Raw genomic sequence first — 16,594 nt, forward strand, 5'->3', positions numbered from 1 at the left:
GCAATGAGGATTATAAAAAGAAAGCAACCGAAGAGCACCAAGGAAGTTCTTACGGTTCCGCGTACGGACAGACGTACGCTTTCCTACGTACCCGATCCGGAGCAGATCCGTTTGAACGCGGACCGGAGAGGCAACCGAGCACAGCAGCCCGGGGATGATGTGTCCAGTTCTGAGTATTTAAATAAGCTGCGTATGCTCAGCTTGCGTTATGAAGCGGAATTTGAAGTATGGATCGTTCCCAAGGGGAAAAAGAAAAAGGCCGGGATCAAGGGGCAGGCTGCCGATATTTCGGCCACCGGCCTGCTGCTCAGGCTGCCGGACGCCTCTTCAGGTCTTGAAGTGGGCGACACCGTGAAGGCCCGATTCCGCATCCCGCCGGGCGCCATGCCCGAGGGTTTTGAATCGGCCGTAAGGATGGATGCAAGCGTCGTTCGCCGGACCACAAGTTCGACGGAATCCGGTGAAGAACATATGCTTGCCTTAGAATTTGAGAAGCCGCTGACGGAATATTTTCAGCGCAAACGGTGGGGCTATTCCGTGTATTCTGCCAGCGCCTTGATGTTCATGGCTGTGCTCTTCATCATGCTGATGCGGGCCGAGAGCATTATTTATTTCAAATACAACATGGTGCTGTATTTGTACAGCTTAATCGCAGCTCTGTTTCTGCTGACACGCTACCTGTTCGGGGCGTTATATCGCGATGTGCCGATCAATCCGGATTACACGCCGGGGGTTTCGATTATCATCCCCTGCTTCAATGAAGCGGATTGGATCAAACGTACGATTCTGAGCTGTATTAATCAGGACTATCCGGTAGATAAGCTGGAAGTCATTGTCGTGGATGACCGTTCGACAGACCAGTCGGTACAGCAGATCAAGGATATGATCGAAGTGATTCATTCCGAGGCGGAGCGTTACGCTACCCGCGAACGCCTGTCCTATACGGTGCTGCCGGAGAATGCGGGCAAGCGGGTCGCCCTGGTCAAAGGTGTGGAGATGGCGAAGCATGATCTGGTGGTGTTCGTGGACTCCGACAGCTTTTTGGACCCGACGGCGATTCGCCACCTCGTTCAGCCTTTTCAGGACCCTAAGATGGGCGGCGTCGCCGGACGGACGGACGTCGAGAACAAATATACCAATAACATGACGAAGCTGCAGACTGTGCGTTATTATATTGCGTTTCGGATCATGAAAGCGGCGGAGTCATGGTTTGACAGCGTGACCTGCCTGTCGGGCCCGTTATCCTGCTATCGAAAAGAGCTGATCATACAGCATGCGGATGCCTGGCTGAACCAGAAGTTTCTGGGCAGACCCGCCACTTTCGGGGATGACCGAAGCATGACGAACTTTATTTTGAAAACACATCGTACCGGTTACCAGGATTCCGCCATATGCTCGACGATTGTCCCTTCGCAGATGAAGGTGTTCCTGAAGCAGCAGATGCGCTGGAAGCGCTCATGGCTGCGCGAGTCGCTGCGGGCTGGAGGCTTTATTTGGCGCAAAGAGCCGTTTATGGCCTTGTTTTTCTACATCGGCCTGATCGTGCCGATTGCCGCGCCTGTCGTGGTTGCCTATAACTTGATGTACGTGCCGATCGTTCACGGCATTTTTCCGGGGACCTTCTTGATGGGCTTGCTGCTGATGGCGCTGCTGATGAGTCTTGCCCACCTGCTGTTTCGCAAGAGTAGGCTCTGGGTGTTCGGCTTCGTGTTCTGTCTGTTCTATGAATTTGTCCTGTTATGGCAGATGCCGGTGGCCTGGTTTACCTTCTGGAAGTCGACATGGGGGACCCGGGAAACGCCGCAGGATATTGAAGCGAGAGAGAAGAAGGAAGCCCGCAAGCGCAAAGGCAAAAAATTCGGATTACCGTTCTGATCGTGTCAAAGCGGTTGAAGTGAGGATGACCAATGGGTAAAAAACAAAAAACAGCCCTCAATGTTCAGCGGAAAAATCGCCGCAAGATCATCAAAGTTACGGCACAGGTCGTTGTATTGGCTGTAGCAGCCGTCCTGCTGGCGAATGCGATTTTCGATTTTCGCACATTTAAAGAGCCGGACAAATCGGCCTGGCGTCAGGATCAGGGCTTTATTGCGCTATCCTATTTCGGAGTCGGCCGCACCGGGACATCCAAGCTCGTATCCAAGAGCCAGCTGGATGCCCAACTGAAGGCCTTATATGAACAGGGCTACACCACGATTTCGCAGCAAGATATTATCGATTATTATCGTCATGGCAAGAAGCTGCCGGATAAAGCGTTGTACCTGTCCTTTGAAGACGGACGGAATGACTCCGCATTATTCGCGCAGCCCCTGCTGGAGAAATACAATTATAAGGCCACTTTCCTGTCCTATGCAGGCAAAATGGGCAATAGTGAACGGAAATTTCTGCAGCCGAAGGATATGCTGAAGATGACCCGCACCGGTTATTGGGAGCTGGGGACCAACGGCAACCGGCTGACTTATATTAATATATTTGATCGTGAAGGCCGTTTCATCGGCGTTAAGGATGAAGGTGAACTGACCGCCAAATCCCATGTGGAATATTACAACCACTATTTGATGGATTTCATACGCGACGAGAATATGATTCCGCTCGAGAACCGCGCGGAGATGGAAGAACGGATCCAAGCTGACTATGAGGCGATGAATAAAGTCTATACGGAAGCGCTTGGTTACGTTCCAGGCACGTATATGATCATGCACGCCAATGCGCTTGGCGGAGGCATGAATCAGCTTGTTGCCAATGCCAATACGGAGCAGATTAGGCAGCTGTTTGAAATGAATTTCAACCGGGAAGGAATGGCCTTCAACTCGAAGGACAGCGATCTTTATAATCTGACTCGGGTCCAGCCTGCTCCTTACTGGTCTACCAATCATCTGTTGATGAAGCTGCACAAGGACCAAGGACAACCTATGCAATTTGTGCGGGGGGACGAGCAGCAGGCTGAGAAGTGGGAGGTGCTTGGCGGAGCCGCTGAATTTGCGGATAACCGTTTCGTGGTCACATCGCCTCCGTCTCAGGCAGGGACCGTTTATTTGAAGGGCAGCGAAGAGTCTGACGTGACCGTCTCGGTTAAGGCACTCGGTAATGGGGTAGGACGGCAGTCCATTTATGTCCGTTACGACCGGACGAAGGGCTCTTACTTAAGGCTTCTTCTGGAGAACAATAACGTGGTGGTGGAACAGAAGAGAGCGGGTCAAGCGCCCGAAGAGCTGTTCACTTATTCCTTGCCGAAGGTCGAGTGGGGGGAAGAGGATCTGCAATTCGACAAGGCATCGGTATATACCAAGGAGCAGACGCAGTCCGGAGACCGGGATGATGAGAATGAGTATCCCGTCAACATACTTGGAAACCGTAGGTTGGAGATTTCGGTGAAAGGCCATTCTCTGTCCGTGAGTGTCGATCAACAGTTGATTCTGAATCAGCAGCCTGTGGATGTTTCGATTGGCGCAGGGGGCGTGGCGTTTGAATCGCAATATCACGAGCAGAATGAGAAAGATGATATTTACGACGCTATTTTTGAAGATGTTACGATTGCATCCGAGCCTGCGGGCGGTGATCGGAAGCTGCTGTTTACGAACAAGCCGTCCGGACTGACCGGTGTCCTGACAGGCGTGCAGAGAAGTTTGAGCCGGGCGGTTGACTGGGCTGTGGAAACTTTTTAATATTCGGATGGCGTAGGACGTGAACAACAATGAAGAATCGCAGAAGGAAATGGGCAGGAGCTGTGGTATTGATGGCTTTGTGTGCTGCTGTCTCTTTTTGGTGGCTGCATACCGGAGAGCAGGAGAAAGGACTGCAGGCTCAGTTAACGCAAACGGAAGTGAAGCTGTCTGCCTGGATTACGGACTGGCAGTGGAAAACGGGCATAACGGATCTGAAGCAGCTCGGTGGTGAGCTTGAAGAAATCCATTTTTTTGCAGCTTACTTCAATCCTAAAGACGAACTCCATTTGACCTCGGATTTTCGGGAGGGACTGCCTGAGTTTCTGGAGAATTCCCGGAAGGGGGAGCAGCTTCGCCGTGTCCTGACCATCGTAAACGATCGTTTCGATACCGATGGGACGGCGGACCAGAAGGATCCTGCGCTCATCTCCCGGATCGTGGCAACTCCGGAAAGCCGCAGTCTGCATATCGGGCACATTCTGGCTGTGGTATCCCAGCATGGCTTTAGCGGTGTGGAGCTGGATTACGAGAAGGTACGCAAGGAAGATTGGGCGAATCTTTCGGCTCTGTACGAGGAGCTGTATGAACGTTTACAAGCGGAAGGTTTCTCTCTTCGAATCGTGCTGGAGCCGGGGATCAGCCAATCATCCTTTGACCTGCTGCCGGAAGGTCCGGATTATGTCCTGATGGCATATAACTTGTACGGAGGGCATAGCGGACCGGGTCCAAAGGCGGATCACGCCATGATAAGGAAGCTGGCGGACAAACTGCACGGGATCCCGGGAGACCATGCCATTGCGCTGTCGGTTGGCGGGTTTGACTGGGCCGAGAACGGCAAGGTGGTCTCTTTAACGGAAAAGCGTGCGGTGGAGCTGGCCCATGCCATCTCGGACGATCCGAGACGGGATCCGTCAAGCGGTGCCCTGTATTTTGAATATACGGACGACCAAGGCATCGGGCATACCGTGTGGTATGCGGATGGAATGACCATTGCCGGCTGGGTGGATGCGGCGAGAGACTCGGGTATTTCGAAGATTGCGCTCTGGCGGCTTGGGGATATGGAAGAGGATACGTTGAAACAGTTGAAGGAATATCATCAGCAATCCCAACATGAGTGAATCTTTTACGAAAAAAAGGACATCCCACGGCTCTAAGAAGTCGGTTGGGGTGTCCTTTTGCGTAAGGTATGACTTATGCTATCAGCCAAGCCGTCTTTCTGTGCGAATATACGTACAGGAAGGGGCTGGATTAATGGATGAGCTTCGAGGCTTTCGCTTTGCGGACAAGTCCGCCGCTGGCCCGGTTGATCGGCTTCTTGAGCGCAATCCCGATCATCAGCGCAATTGCCGCGAAGATCAGCATGAACAGGACATCCCGGATGACAATATCCCATAGAATGCCGCCAACGGCTTCCCGCATCATGCTAATGGCGTAGGTGAATGGCAGATACGGATGCAATGCCTGGAAGAACGGCGGCGTCATCTGGATCGGGAACGTTCCGCCCGCGCCTGCAAGCTGCAGCACGAGAAGTACGATGGCCATCGCTTTCCCGACATTGCCGAACACGGACACCAGCGTATATACAATCAGCATGAAGATGGAGCTGATCAGCAGCGCAAACAGGATGAACCAGCCCGGATTCACTACATAGGTCCGCAGCAAATAAATATCACCCAGGGTGACGAATAGCGCTTGGAACAGCGCAATGGTCAGAAATGTTAAATAGCGTCCGAAGTAAATCTCGATGCTGCGGAAGCTTCTCTCTTCATCATGAACCTCGACGGAGAGCAGGGAAACGAGCAGCAGGGCGCCTACCCACAAGGATAAGGTCGTGAAGAAAGGAGACATGGCGGAGCCATAGTTTGGGATTGGATACAGGCGATTCTCTTCCAGCGTAACAGGCTCGGCAAAAAACTGGCTTTCGAGCTCAAAATTGTTTTGAAGCAAATCGATAACCTCTTGGATATCCCCTTCAGCTTCCATCTCGCGCAGCCGATTAGCCAGCTGCGTAATTCGTAGCTCGGCTTCCGGGAGACGGCTTTGGGCAAGCCGCACTTCTTCGCCCCCTACTTTGAGCCCCTTCCGGGCATCTTGAAGCAAACGCTGAATGTCGGGGACTGCGGCAAGCGCCTGGGTCAGCTCCTGCTGAACACGCTTGGCCGTGCCTGCGCCCTTGGTGAAGGCTTTGCTGATCGCTGGACCAATCTCCGTATCGTAGCGGCTTAACAGCGTGTTGGTCAGTCCCGTAATGTCATCGTTCAGCTTCTTCAGCTTATCGATGGAATCCGCAGGTGCTTCTTCTCCCCGTTCCACGGCTTGGGCTATGGTTTGGAGCACGGCCTGAGCTGAGGTCCAGCGTGCTGCAATGTCCTCGAGCTTGGCCGCCCCGGAAGCTGCCGCCGGGGAGATCGAGCCCAGCCGCTTGAACAATTGACCCAGCCGGGCCGCGGCTTGCGCTGCTGTCTCTGCGCGTTCCTGGGCAGCGTTCAGGCGGCTGGCAAGCTCCTTCGGGTCGATGTCGGCTTGCCCCAGAGTGTCCAGCACTTGCGAGAGCGCTCCGGTGGTTGCAGCCAGTACCTCCAAGTCCTGACGCAGGGCAGGCTCCAGCGATTTCGAGGCACCCGCAGCCTGATTCGCGAACTCCGCCAGCGCACCGGCCATGGTTTTGCCGTCCGTGGCAATCCCTTCAAGGCGAGGCAGGGCGGTGTCGGCCTGCTGAATCAATCGGTTGGCCAGCTGAATATCCTTAGCGGCTGTGCCCACCGCTTCATTGAGCTCCGGAAAGCTTTTTTCGAGCCGGAACAGAAGACTTCGTACTTTATTAATTGCCGGGAGCTGATTCTCGATCTCAATCCCGAGCGTGTTGAAGATCTCAAAGATGGTGCCATTGGCGGTTTTGATGAAATTTTTGCTGATTTCCTCCACGACACCGGATGCGCCCTGGGCCGTCACTTTGGGAGAAATGGCGTTGATTTTCTCGTTGGTATAATAGAGGATCTGAGCTTTGACAGGCTCATTGGTCAGCACGGTGCCGATCCGGGCAGAGAAGTTCTCCGGAATAATGATGGCGGCATAATCATCGCCGCGCCGTACACCTTGAATAGCGTTCTCGCTATCCTCCGTAAACCGCCATCCCAGCTTCTCATTGTGATGGAGGGACTCCACGATTTCTTTTCCCAGATTAATCGGCTGGTCGCGAAGAGTGGTCCCTTTATCCAGGTTGGCAACGGCAATGGATACACCGGAGGTCTGGCCGTAGGGATCCCAAGAAGCCTCAATGTTAAACCAGGCATACAGAGAAGGAAGAACGGCAAGCCCGGCTATGATGACGCCTGCAGCCCAATTACGAATGATTCTATGGATATCGGCAGAATATATGTGGAAGATATTCTTCATGAGCGCTCCTGTCTTGTACGTAGTCGGTGCTAGTATGCCGCTAAATCCGTGCCAAGATACGAAACGAGCCGATCCTTAATCTCTTCCTTGAGGGAGTGCCATTCGCAGAGCAGGCTGCCTTCATATCCGCGGCACAAATACTGAACCTGCAGCCCTTCCTTGGCTGTGCGGTTCTGGCTATGAATCCGGATGCCGCGCCTTCTCATCTGTTGTTGTATGAACCAGGCATGATCCGAATTCCCTTTTTTAATAAGCTGCAGATTTAAGATATAGAGGTCAGCCGTTTTGAGTTTAAGGGTCTTGAGAATTCGAATATCCCGCTCGAGTGCAGACTGGATGATGTGATGCAGCAGATAATCATGGATTAGGGCTTCGTCTTCTGGTGAAGGCGGAGGAGGAGTGGAAGGCTTCATCATAAGAGACACATCCTCAGACATAAATATATAGAACATATGTTCTATCTTACACATAGTATGCCAACAATATACGGCCTGCAACCATTAATTTCTGGCAATGGTTTATGGATCCCAGTGGATTCATGGCGGCATATCGTTTACACTCCTGATAACTGCATTCATCAGGAGGCGATTCATTCATGATTCTACATAAAGGCGAAATATTGTTCAGGCAAGGGGATAGCGGGGACCATCTATATCACATCCGGAGCGGATTGTTCAAGGTGACCCGTCTCCATCCGAACGGCAACATGGTGCTTTTCAATATTTTATATCCCGGTGAAACGGTGCCGCACCATTCGCTGATCAGCCCGAAGGAGACACATGGAACGGCGATCGCTCTGATCCAGAGCGAAGTGGAGGTCATATCGGCTGAAGCGTGGTACCGCCAGCTCGCGGAGGATCCGCAGAAACCGCTCGAGGTTGCCAGATTGCTGCAGGAAAAAGTGCGGTTCATGCAGATGAGGCTGGATCACTTGACGGTGGGAGGACCTGCGGAGCGGCTTGAACTGCTGATCCGGTGGCTGGATGAGTATTCACAGGGAATACACTTGACCGAGTATCTGACTCAGGAAGAGATCGGACAGCTGATCGGCGTGAGGAGAGAAACGGTAAACCGGCTGCTGCGGGAACAGGGCAAGCACGTCTAGCCCTGAATTTGCGGACGATATGAACGCCGGGATACATATGTTAATAACATGCTCACGACAGAATTAGCAGAAGGTTCACTTTTTCGCTGAATCATAGTCACCAGCAAGCATAATCAATCCAAAAAGGGTGCCTGTCTTTATACAAGACAGGCACCCTTTGATTTTGTAATACGGTTCATTAATCTTCCAATGTACCCGCCGGGCCGAAGAATTCATAATGAATCCGGTCTGAAGGTACCTCCATCGATTTCAATTGACTGTTCATGGCACGCATGAACGGAACAGGGCCGCAGAAGTAGAAGTCGGCTTTCGCATCGACGGTTTTACGAAGGAATTCAAGATCAATATAGCCAGCTTGGTGGCACTGATCCTCCGATTCCGGTTGTTCATAAATGACATAAGAGGTTAGCTGCGGATGCTTGGAGGCGAGCGCATCGATATGAGCCTTCATCGCATGCTGGCTGCCGCACTTGGCCGCATGAATAAACGTTACTTTCCGGTCGGGCTGACTCAGCAGCACGGTTTCGAGCATGGCCACCATCGGGGTCAAACCCACGCCGCCGCTGATCAAGACAAGCGGAAGATCGGTGTCCGTATCCAGCGTAAAGGAACCGGCCGGAGGAGTGACCTCGAGAACGGTCCCGACCTCGGCATGACGGTGCAGCCAAGTGGAGACGATGCCGGCAGGCTTTCCTTCCAGTTCATCCTCACGCTTGACCGTGATTCTGTAGTAAGGCTGGCCCGGTGCGGACGAGAGACTATAATGACGATTATGATAATAGGTTTCACCTTCAGGTTTTACCCGGAGCGTGATGTATTGACCGGGTTGATAATCGGCAATCTCGCCGCCGTCCTGCGGGACCAAATAAAAGGAAGTGATGACTGAGCTTTCTTCCACCTTCCGGTCAATTACGAAATTGCGGTATCCGCTCCAGCCGCCGGCTTCGTTCGCGGCTTTATGGTACATATCGGCTTCAATGCCAATGAAGACATCGGCAATGGCGCCGTAAGCTTCGCCCCAGGCCTCGATAATTTCGGGCGATGCGGCGTCACCTAGCACCTCCTTCATGGCGGCGAGCAGCGTTTCGCCAACGATCGGATAGTGCTCGGGCAAAATGTTTAACGCCCGGTGCTTGTGTCCGATCTGCTTAACAACCGGGACGATCGCTTCAAGACGATCGATATGGGCTGCTGCGGCGTACACGGCATTGGCAAGAGCAAAGGGCTGTTTTCCTTCTCGTTGATTCGCATGGTTGAATATGTTAAGAAGCTCCGGATGATGATGAAACAATTTTTGGTAAAATGCAGTCGTGATTGCCGTTCCATGCGTTTCAAGAACAGGAACGGTGGATTTAACGACTTCAATCGTATGCTGGCTTAACATGCAGACTCCCCCTGATTCATAAGTCGAATTCGTGTTCGATTTAAGTATAGACAAGGGAAGAAAGGGCAATTGTGATTTTGGTCACATCGGATTTAGCGAATATGTGAACAACGTATTAATGGTGGAAAGTTTATGGAGGGGAGTTCTTAAAGCGAGTTTTTTTACATATTCCATATATAGATTCCAGTTCATTCTAGCCAGCTGTTTAGCTCGCGTGCCAACTGTGTTATAATAAGGTAAGCAGTCTAACTAAAACGAGAAAGGATCAGGATACCATGTGTCCCCGAAGGACGAATCCCCAAAGGACGATTTGGAAACGTTATGATCTCTCATACACATAGCTTCCTTCGTAGAGCGAAGTCGGACGTCTGAAGACAAGGACGGTCTCTGCGAAAGGATGGGAACTATGGTTCGAAGGATGAACTCCTCCAGGTTGCCTCTAGGTAGAGATTGGCCTATGTCTGACCAATCTACTACGACAAGAGGGATCCTGTATGAGGAAAAGACAAAACACAATTATCACCATGTCGGCGATGTTGTTCGGAACGTTTTTAATGGCTTTTACGTATTATCACATTAATTTTCACAATCATTTAACCGAAGGCGGCTTTGTCGGCCTTGCGCTGCTTGGCAAATATGCGCTTGATATTCCGCCTGCATTAAGCATGATCCTCATGGACATTCCGGTTCTGCTGATTGCCTTGTTTATCAAAGGTCGGAAGTTTATTATCAATACCGTTGTTGCGGCGAGCATGTTCACCTTGTTCTACGCATTGATCGAGCGGTATTCCACGCTTGTTATCGATCTGAATCATAACTTGCTGGCAGCCGCGCTGCTGTCCGGTTTATTGACGGGCTTTGGTGCAGGCATCGTGCTCCGTTTCGGCGGGGCGACAGGCGGTGACGACGTGATCTCCGTGCTGTTCAGCGAGTGGAGCGGGCTTAAGGTAGGGACGGTATTTTTCCTGATGGATGCCGTAGTACTGCTATTATCGCTATTCTACATGCCATTGGTTGAAACCTTATATACTATATTAGCCGTATCGATTGCCGGGCAAGTGATCACCATCACAGTGACGTACGGTACCGAGAAAACGGAAAAGAAACCGATTCGGAAAGCGGTCCGTGCCCCAAGCACTCCGGTTACTCCGAAGACAGCGCAGCATACCGTTAGCGGCCGATCATAATCCGGTCCAACTAAGAGAAGCTCACCCGCATGCAGGGTGAGCTTCTTTCGTATGCTTCTTTCGTATTCTTATGTTGGATTCACTTCTCGTCCTTGGGATGATTTTCATCCCATTCCTGAGCCTTGGCGGTGGCAATGGCGATGGCGCGTCCTTCATCGTAATCTTCCTCAAGCAGGGCATTGGCAATTTCCACGGCTTTATTCCTCACCCGCGGCTCCAGATTTTTCATGGATGGCGGATAATCATGTTTACTCCAAGGCATGTAACGATCCCTCCACTTCATCTGTTATTCGTATGTAAAGTATATTACCCCGTGCAACCAAATTGAATAAACGGTTTCAATGGCACAAAAAAAGTACATTGTCCCCCGGAGGACAATGTACTTGGAAACTTCGATTTATTCAAACAGCTGCAAATACTCGCCGTAGCCTTCCTTTTGCATCTCTTCTTTCGGTACAAACCGCAGTGCGGCGGAATTGATGCAGTATCGAAGGCCGTTCGGCCCAGGACCGTCGTCAAATACATGGCCGAGGTGCGAGTCGCCTTTTTTGCTCCTTACCTCGGTGCGGACCATCATATGGGTGAGATCCATTTTTTCCTTGATGTTGTATTCGCGTATCGGACGGGTGAAGCTCGGCCATCCGCAGCCGGCATCATATTTGTCCGTTGAGCTGAAAAGCGGCTCGCCGGATACGATGTCCACGTAAATGCCTTCCCCGTGATGATCCCAGAACTGATTGTGGAACGGAGGCTCGGTTGCGTTATTCTGGGTCACTTCATATTGGATCGGAGTCAGGCGCTGTTTAAGCTCGGCTGGATCCATCGGCTCCGACCAATGCTGCTCAATGAAATCCTCGCGTCCTGAACCTTTGCGGTAGCGTTTGTAATGGCTCGGATTTTTCTTGTGATAATCCTGATGATATTCTTCAGCTTCATAGAAAGTGCTGGCCGGAATGATGGGCGTTACGATCGGTCCGTCGAATCGTCCGCTGGCAGCTACTGCTTGCTTGGATTGTTCAGCAAGCTCGCGCTGCTCGTCCGTATGGTAAAAAATAGCGGTTCGGTAAGATGTACCCCGGTCATGGAATTGTCCGCCCTCATCCGTTGGATCGATTTGCTGCCAGAAGAGCTCAAGCAGCTTTTCGTAAGGGAACACTTCCGGGTTATACGTGATTTGAACGGCCTCGTAATGACCCGTTGTATCAGAGCATACCTCTTCATAGGTGGGATTTTCCTTATGACCGCCCGTATAGCCGGAAACGACCTTCAGAATACCCGGCAGCTCATCAAAAGGAGAGACCATACACCAGAAGCAGCCTCCCGCAAAGGTAGCCAATTCACTTGGGGTTGAACGATTATTCATCTATTATCCCTCCATCGTTATAACAATTTAAATGTAAGTCTTACTCTATATTATAATCATTTTGGTCAAAGAAACCAAAATGATGCTCATTTAAGCTGGTCTCCCTTTATACCACCGGATAGCGGCCAGGCACAGAGCGGTAACCAGCATGAGTCCGCCAGCGATTCCTGCAAAGAGAAGCGGATGATCGGCAAATCCGCTGCCCAGCCAGGCATACAGGAGAATTGCGGGGATTTTACCGATGGCTGAAGCGGTTGTGTACGTCCAGAATGGAATGGAGGCGACGCCTGCATAAATATTGACGGCCATTTGCGGTATGATGGGCAGTAAGCGCGCAAGCAGGATCGACTGAAAGGGGCGCCGTTCCACCACGGCTGTGAACCTATGGATAGCCGCGTATTTGCCGAGCAGTCGCCTGCCGGGCTCCTGGTATAAGGCGCGTACAGCCGCATACAGGATGACGGCGGCTATCGTTGTTCCAAACCACGAAATGGCTGCAGCCCAAACGGTGCCATATGCATAGCCGAGAATAGCGATGATGACTTTGTAGGGGGCAATGGGAAATAAGGCAAGCAGGGTTGCCAGCACGATCATCAGGTAGAGTGGGGGATTTCCTCCAAGCCAGTCCATGATTTCTTGTCTGTATGCAAAAGCCAGCGTCAATGCTGTTGTATAAATTGCGGGTATGATCCATCTCTTCATAAAGAATCCTCACTTTGCGAAAGTCAACCAGAATAGCACCATAATAGCAAAAAAACAGCAATGCTGCCCATCTTTCGGACAGCTGAGCATTCGATTTCGGGTGGGAAAAATTGAATATACAAGCGATTTTTCATATGTTATAATATGTCCAACCGAATAGTTCCCAAAGGGGAGTAGCTTCATAAGAAAACCTATATCGTGGCCTTTTCATGGATGAGTGACCGCGATTCAAGGTAGGTTTTCTTGCGATATAGAATTTCATGGGTTCCGCTGATCACTTATAAATTCTATATCGTAAGTAAAGTCGTCATTACGGGATTAACCATCCCCGGCTTTATTGGCAACGAGTATGTTGTTTAGCGAGACCTTTGCCTGATTTATTTATGAATGAGGTGGAGGTCTATTTTTGCGCCCAAAAAACGCTGTAGACCTTATAAACTAAGGGAACAGCGTTTTTTTTGGATGGAGGACATCGGTAGGTAGAAACCTAAAGAAAATGAAGAAAGGATGGGAGATGCATGGATTTGATGTCGATGGATTTTTGGATGGCACTGCTATCGATTGTCCTTATTGACCTTGTGTTGGCAGGCGATAACGCGATTGTTATCGGGCTTGCCGCTCGTAATGTCCAGAAGGAGGACCAGAAGAAGGTCATCCTGTGGGGGACCGTCGGTGCGATTGTCATTCGTATCGTGGCCACCCTCCTCGTTGTACAGCTCTTAATGATCCCTGGCTTGCGCTTGATCGGTGGCTTTGCACTGTTGTGGATTGCCTACAAGCTGATGGTGGATGAGAAGCAGCATGAAATTTCCGCTGGCAACCAAATGTGGGCGGCAATCCGTACGATTATTATCGCGGATGCGATGATGGGACTGGATAACGTGCTTGCTGTAGCTGGCGCTGCTGGTGAAAGCTTCATGCTGGTTATTATCGGACTTGCGATTTCGGTACCAATTATGGTGTGGGGCAGTACCATTATCCTGAAGTTGACGGATCGCTTTCCAATTATCATCACCATCGGTGCTGCGGTATTAGCCTGGACCGCATCGAAGATGATTGTGGAAGAGCCGATGATTCACAGCTGGTTCGCCAATGGCGTTCTGAAGTACGGTTTTGAAATTCTCGTTATTGCCATTATCATCAGTCTTGGAACTTGGATGAAGAAAAAGAATGACCAAAAAGCGAAGAGCAATCCGGTACAGGTCAAGATGGTCGACTAGGTTAGACTTTGTCTGAGCGCAAGTAAACGGTATAATGTCTTCATGAACGAAGAGAGCTCCGAAGCCCTTTTCGCATGAGGAGGGGTAACACATGGAATTTACGGAAAAATCCGTAGAAGAACGGATTGCGGAGTCGTACCGCCAGGACGAGGATATGATGATCCTCGTGTTTGCCCAGTGGTGTGTGAATCACGGACTGGACCCAGTGGAACTGTACCGTAAGGCATATCCGAATCAGCCGGACAATGAGCGGCTGGCGCGGGTGCTGGAACTAACGGTGCCCAAGGAAGAAGCTGGTGAAATACCGGATCAGACCCTGCTTGGTGTCCTGTCGTTATTCGGAAATGAAGACTTGGCTATCGTTGTAGCCGAGGCAGCGGCCACGCTAGGCTCGGATAAGAAGTAATATGGAATCATGGAATATCTTACATGTGATTCAAGAGAGAAGCGGGTCGATCAAGGAAAAACCTTGGTCGACCCGCTTTTTTACTGCGCAAATGGTCCGATCAATTTGACGTTCGGCTGGCCATGCGGAATTGTTTAGGCGAAACGCCGAATCGGGAGCGGAAAACGCGGTGAAAATAAGTATAGTTGGCAAAGCCGGAAGTTTCGGCGACATCCTCCAGCGAGAGAGGGCTGAACACAATCCGTTCCTTGGCCATGCTCAGGCGAACGTCCATGGTGTATTGCATGATGGTGGTGCCAAAAGCTTCTTTGAACAGATGGACTGCCCGGGAAACACTGATGCCGACATGGGCGGCGACATCCTCCAGCTTGAACATCGAGGAGGCATTCTCTTCAATGTAATTTTTCATGCGGTAGGCTAGATACGTCTTGGGCGTGGTCGATGGCTGCTCCGATAACAGGCGATCCACTTCGAGGCATAGAATCCGTACCGTGTAATCCGAAATCTCCGGATAAGGATCCGATACGCGGCGCTGCTCCAGCAGAATTTGCCGAAACAGACTCAGGTAACGCTCTTCCAGTGGGACCCGAATTTTGGTTGGGCGTTTCTTGGAATTCCACCACGCGTCAGCCCAGGGACCCTTGAAAAAAATATGGTAATCTCCGCTTTCGATGGTTAATTCACCCAAAGCGTTATATTCGTCATCTATTCGGAGTTCATAGGGTTGTCCTGGCGTGAAGATCAACAGATCCCCTGCCTCCACGAGTGACAGCTCGTCATCAATTTTCGCGCGGCACTTGCCATCGGTCTGCCATCGCATCAAGTAGGTGTCGAAACCGTCAGCCAGGGACATCTTGAAAGGTTTACGATGAAATGAGAAATCCGCTGCTACGACTTGGTTGGAAAGATTTGAATCCATTGCTAAAGTCCCCTTTGAAGAATAAGAAAATAATGACCAGATTGTTCATGTTTTAATCATATTCTTCATTTTAAACGAAAGCATAAAAGAATACCATGGTACTAGTCCGAGCACATTTTAAGGCTCAAGGAGTGACAGCGATGAAAAAAATGAAAGCAGGTATAATTGGCTGCGGAACGATCAGCGGCGTATACTTCACGAACTTAAAGAACAGCCCTTGGGTTGAAGTCGTGGCATGTGCTGACCTTATTCCGGACAACGCGAAGAAGAAGGCTGAAGAGTTCAACATCCCGAACGTGTACACGGTTGAAGAGATGCTTGCACAGACTGACATTGAGTTTATTATTAATCTGACCATTCCGGCCAGCCACGCCAATGTGGATATCGCCTCCCTGGAGGCAGGGAAGCATGTTTACAGTGAAAAGCCGCTGGCTATTACCCTTGATGAAGCTCGCCGCGTGCTAAATATGGCAGATCAAAAAGGACTTCGCGTCGGCTGCGCACCCGATACGTTTTTGGGCTCCGGCGTACAGACGGCCAAAGCCGCGATTGAATCCGGTCTTATTGGCAGACCTGTTGCCGCAACGGCGTTCATGATGGGTTCTGGACCGGAAGCATGGCACCCTAATCCTGAATTTTTTTACGCGTCGGGCGGAGGTCCAATGATGGATATGGGTCCTTATTATGTATCGGCCCTGGTAGAGCTGCTTGGTCCTGCAAGCCGGATCAGCGCATCCACAGGCATCCAGATTCCGGACCGCGTAATCGGCTCCGGCCCGCTCCAAGGAAAACCGATCACGGTGCAGACCCCAACGCATTTAGCAGGGACGCTGGATTTTGAGAACGGTGCCATTGCAACCATGATCACAAGTTTTGATATCTTTGGCGGATCGAACCTGCCTTGGATCGAGATCTATGGCACGCAAGGGAGCTTAAGCCTCGGGGATCCGAACTACTTTAACGGCGAAGTGAAGCTCCGGAAGCACGGCTCCGAGGAATGGGAGCTGCTTGACCCTGCGTTTGAATGCGGGACGAACGAGCGGGGCTTGGGCATCAACGATATGATTCAATCGATTCATGAGCAGAAGGACCATCGCGTGAGTGCCCGTCTGGCTTACCACGTGCTGGAGATTATGCAGTCGTTCCAGCAGTCTTCGCTGGAGGGCCGACATATCGTTCTGCAAAGCACATACCGCTATGGCAAACTTCCGGCGCCGCAGCAGGCAGACATGCCGGAATAGCGAACT

At 51.1% G+C, this 16,594-nt stretch carries 15 protein-coding genes; 8 read left to right on the forward strand and 7 right to left on the reverse strand.

Translation table 11 applies throughout. The annotated features are described in order from the left end of the window. Positions 1–3 precede the first annotated feature (3 nt). From PAEVO_RS02830 to PAEVO_RS02840, 3 genes are read left to right on the forward strand one after another with little or no spacing between them, the layout of a single operon-like run. Entirely contained in the window at positions 4–1,875 is a 1,872-nt protein-coding gene (locus tag PAEVO_RS02830) for a glycosyltransferase family 2 protein (protein WP_100536185.1), read from the forward strand. A 32-nt stretch (positions 1,876–1,907) separates the two neighbouring features. Then, positions 1,908–3,665, forward strand: coding sequence for a polysaccharide deacetylase family protein (locus PAEVO_RS02835; RefSeq protein ID WP_100536186.1), 1,758 nt, complete (start codon positions 1,908–1,910; stop codon positions 3,663–3,665). Positions 3,666–3,694: 29 nt separating this feature from the next. Then, positions 3,695–4,783 carry a glycosyl hydrolase family 18 protein gene (locus PAEVO_RS02840; protein ID WP_100536187.1) on the forward strand — a complete coding sequence of 363 codons (1,089 nt, stop codon included), beginning with the start codon at positions 3,695–3,697 and terminating at the stop codon, positions 4,781–4,783. Positions 4,784–4,913: 130 nt separating this feature from the next. Here PAEVO_RS02840 and PAEVO_RS02845 read toward each other — a convergent pair whose 3' ends face one another. Together PAEVO_RS02845 and PAEVO_RS02850 are read right to left on the reverse strand one after the other, a co-directional pair. Beyond that, a complete protein-coding gene (locus PAEVO_RS02845; RefSeq protein WP_100536188.1) occupies positions 4,914–7,061 on the reverse strand; it encodes a YhgE/Pip domain-containing protein in 2,148 nt (715 codons plus the stop codon). A gap of 29 nt (positions 7,062–7,090) precedes the next feature. Next, positions 7,091–7,477: a YhjD family protein gene (locus PAEVO_RS02850; protein ID WP_100536189.1), complete on the reverse strand. Its 387-nt coding sequence runs from the start codon at positions 7,475–7,477 to the stop codon at positions 7,091–7,093. Positions 7,478–7,656: 179 nt separating this feature from the next. Between PAEVO_RS02850 and PAEVO_RS02855 the strand changes: the two genes are divergently transcribed. Further along, positions 7,657–8,166: a Crp/Fnr family transcriptional regulator gene (locus PAEVO_RS02855; protein ID WP_100536190.1), complete on the forward strand. Its 510-nt coding sequence runs from the start codon at positions 7,657–7,659 to the stop codon at positions 8,164–8,166. Between the two features lie 178 nt (positions 8,167–8,344). On the opposite strand, the gene hmpA is transcribed toward PAEVO_RS02855, so the two are convergent. Continuing rightward, positions 8,345–9,550, reverse strand: coding sequence for an NO-inducible flavohemoprotein (hmpA, locus tag PAEVO_RS02860; protein ID WP_100536191.1), 1,206 nt, complete (start codon positions 9,548–9,550; stop codon positions 8,345–8,347). Between the two features lie 494 nt (positions 9,551–10,044). On the opposite strand from hmpA, the gene PAEVO_RS02865 reads away from it, so the two are divergent. Then, entirely contained in the window at positions 10,045–10,737 is a 693-nt protein-coding gene (locus PAEVO_RS02865) for a YitT family protein (protein ID WP_100536192.1), read from the forward strand. A gap of 79 nt (positions 10,738–10,816) precedes the next feature. On the opposite strand, the gene PAEVO_RS02870 is transcribed toward PAEVO_RS02865, so the two are convergent. The 3 genes from PAEVO_RS02870 to PAEVO_RS02880 form a co-directional block, all read right to left on the reverse strand. Continuing rightward, the gene (locus PAEVO_RS02870; protein ID WP_071223800.1) at positions 10,817–10,999 is read right to left on the reverse strand and encodes a DUF2188 domain-containing protein; all 183 of its coding nucleotides are present in this window, start codon (positions 10,997–10,999) and stop codon (positions 10,817–10,819) included. A gap of 135 nt (positions 11,000–11,134) precedes the next feature. Then, positions 11,135–12,100, reverse strand: a complete 966-nt coding sequence (gene msrA, locus PAEVO_RS02875) for a peptide-methionine (S)-S-oxide reductase MsrA (RefSeq protein ID WP_100536193.1) — start codon at positions 12,098–12,100, stop codon at positions 11,135–11,137. Positions 12,101–12,190: 90 nt separating this feature from the next. Further along, positions 12,191–12,802, reverse strand: a complete 612-nt coding sequence (locus PAEVO_RS02880; RefSeq protein ID WP_100536194.1) for a TVP38/TMEM64 family protein — start codon at positions 12,800–12,802, stop codon at positions 12,191–12,193. A gap of 518 nt (positions 12,803–13,320) precedes the next feature. Between PAEVO_RS02880 and PAEVO_RS02885 the strand changes: the two genes are divergently transcribed. Both PAEVO_RS02885 and PAEVO_RS02890 read left to right on the forward strand, forming a co-directional pair. Continuing rightward, positions 13,321–14,022 carry a TerC family protein gene (locus PAEVO_RS02885; protein ID WP_100536195.1) on the forward strand — a complete coding sequence of 234 codons (702 nt, stop codon included), beginning with the start codon at positions 13,321–13,323 and terminating at the stop codon, positions 14,020–14,022. Between the two features lie 91 nt (positions 14,023–14,113). Next, entirely contained in the window at positions 14,114–14,428 is a 315-nt protein-coding gene (locus PAEVO_RS02890) for a hypothetical protein (RefSeq protein WP_100536196.1), read from the forward strand. A gap of 100 nt (positions 14,429–14,528) precedes the next feature. Here PAEVO_RS02890 and PAEVO_RS02895 read toward each other — a convergent pair whose 3' ends face one another. After that, positions 14,529–15,347, reverse strand: coding sequence for an AraC family transcriptional regulator (locus tag PAEVO_RS02895; RefSeq protein ID WP_100536197.1), 819 nt, complete (start codon positions 15,345–15,347; stop codon positions 14,529–14,531). Between the two features lie 140 nt (positions 15,348–15,487). Here PAEVO_RS02895 and PAEVO_RS02900 point away from each other — a divergent pair, with 140 nt between their 5' ends. Beyond that, positions 15,488–16,588: a Gfo/Idh/MocA family protein gene (locus tag PAEVO_RS02900; RefSeq protein WP_100536198.1), complete on the forward strand. Its 1,101-nt coding sequence runs from the start codon at positions 15,488–15,490 to the stop codon at positions 16,586–16,588. Positions 16,589–16,594: the final 6 nt, after the last annotated feature.

The sequence above is a fragment of the Paenibacillus sp. GM2FR genome, assembly GCF_002803325.1.
Classification (GTDB): domain Bacteria; phylum Bacillota; class Bacilli; order Paenibacillales; family Paenibacillaceae; genus Paenibacillus_AQ; species Paenibacillus_AQ lautus.

Coding starts and splice junctions, on each gene's coding strand:
- PAEVO_RS02890 (WP_100536196.1), top strand. CDS start 14,114: ATGGAATTTACGGAAAAATCCGTAGAAGAACGGATTGCGGAGTCGTAC.
- PAEVO_RS02880 (WP_100536194.1), bottom strand. CDS start 12,802: ATGAAGAGATGGATCATACCCGCAATTTATACAACAGCATTGACGCTG.
- PAEVO_RS02870 (WP_071223800.1), bottom strand. CDS start 10,999: ATGCCTTGGAGTAAACATGATTATCCGCCATCCATGAAAAATCTGGAG.
- msrA (WP_100536193.1), bottom strand. CDS start 12,100: ATGAATAATCGTTCAACCCCAAGTGAATTGGCTACCTTTGCGGGAGGC.
- PAEVO_RS02850 (WP_100536189.1), bottom strand. CDS start 7,477: ATGATGAAGCCTTCCACTCCTCCTCCGCCTTCACCAGAAGACGAAGCC.
- PAEVO_RS02900 (WP_100536198.1), top strand. CDS start 15,488: ATGAAAAAAATGAAAGCAGGTATAATTGGCTGCGGAACGATCAGCGGC.
- PAEVO_RS02855 (WP_100536190.1), top strand. CDS start 7,657: ATGATTCTACATAAAGGCGAAATATTGTTCAGGCAAGGGGATAGCGGG.
- PAEVO_RS02830 (WP_100536185.1), top strand. CDS start 4: ATGAGGATTATAAAAAGAAAGCAACCGAAGAGCACCAAGGAAGTTCTT.
- PAEVO_RS02865 (WP_100536192.1), top strand. CDS start 10,045: ATGAGGAAAAGACAAAACACAATTATCACCATGTCGGCGATGTTGTTC.
- hmpA (WP_100536191.1), bottom strand. CDS start 9,550: ATGTTAAGCCAGCATACGATTGAAGTCGTTAAATCCACCGTTCCTGTT.
- PAEVO_RS02845 (WP_100536188.1), bottom strand. CDS start 7,061: ATGAAGAATATCTTCCACATATATTCTGCCGATATCCATAGAATCATT.
- PAEVO_RS02840 (WP_100536187.1), top strand. CDS start 3,695: ATGAAGAATCGCAGAAGGAAATGGGCAGGAGCTGTGGTATTGATGGCT.
- PAEVO_RS02885 (WP_100536195.1), top strand. CDS start 13,321: ATGGATTTGATGTCGATGGATTTTTGGATGGCACTGCTATCGATTGTC.
- PAEVO_RS02835 (WP_100536186.1), top strand. CDS start 1,908: ATGGGTAAAAAACAAAAAACAGCCCTCAATGTTCAGCGGAAAAATCGC.
- PAEVO_RS02895 (WP_100536197.1), bottom strand. CDS start 15,347: ATGGATTCAAATCTTTCCAACCAAGTCGTAGCAGCGGATTTCTCATTT.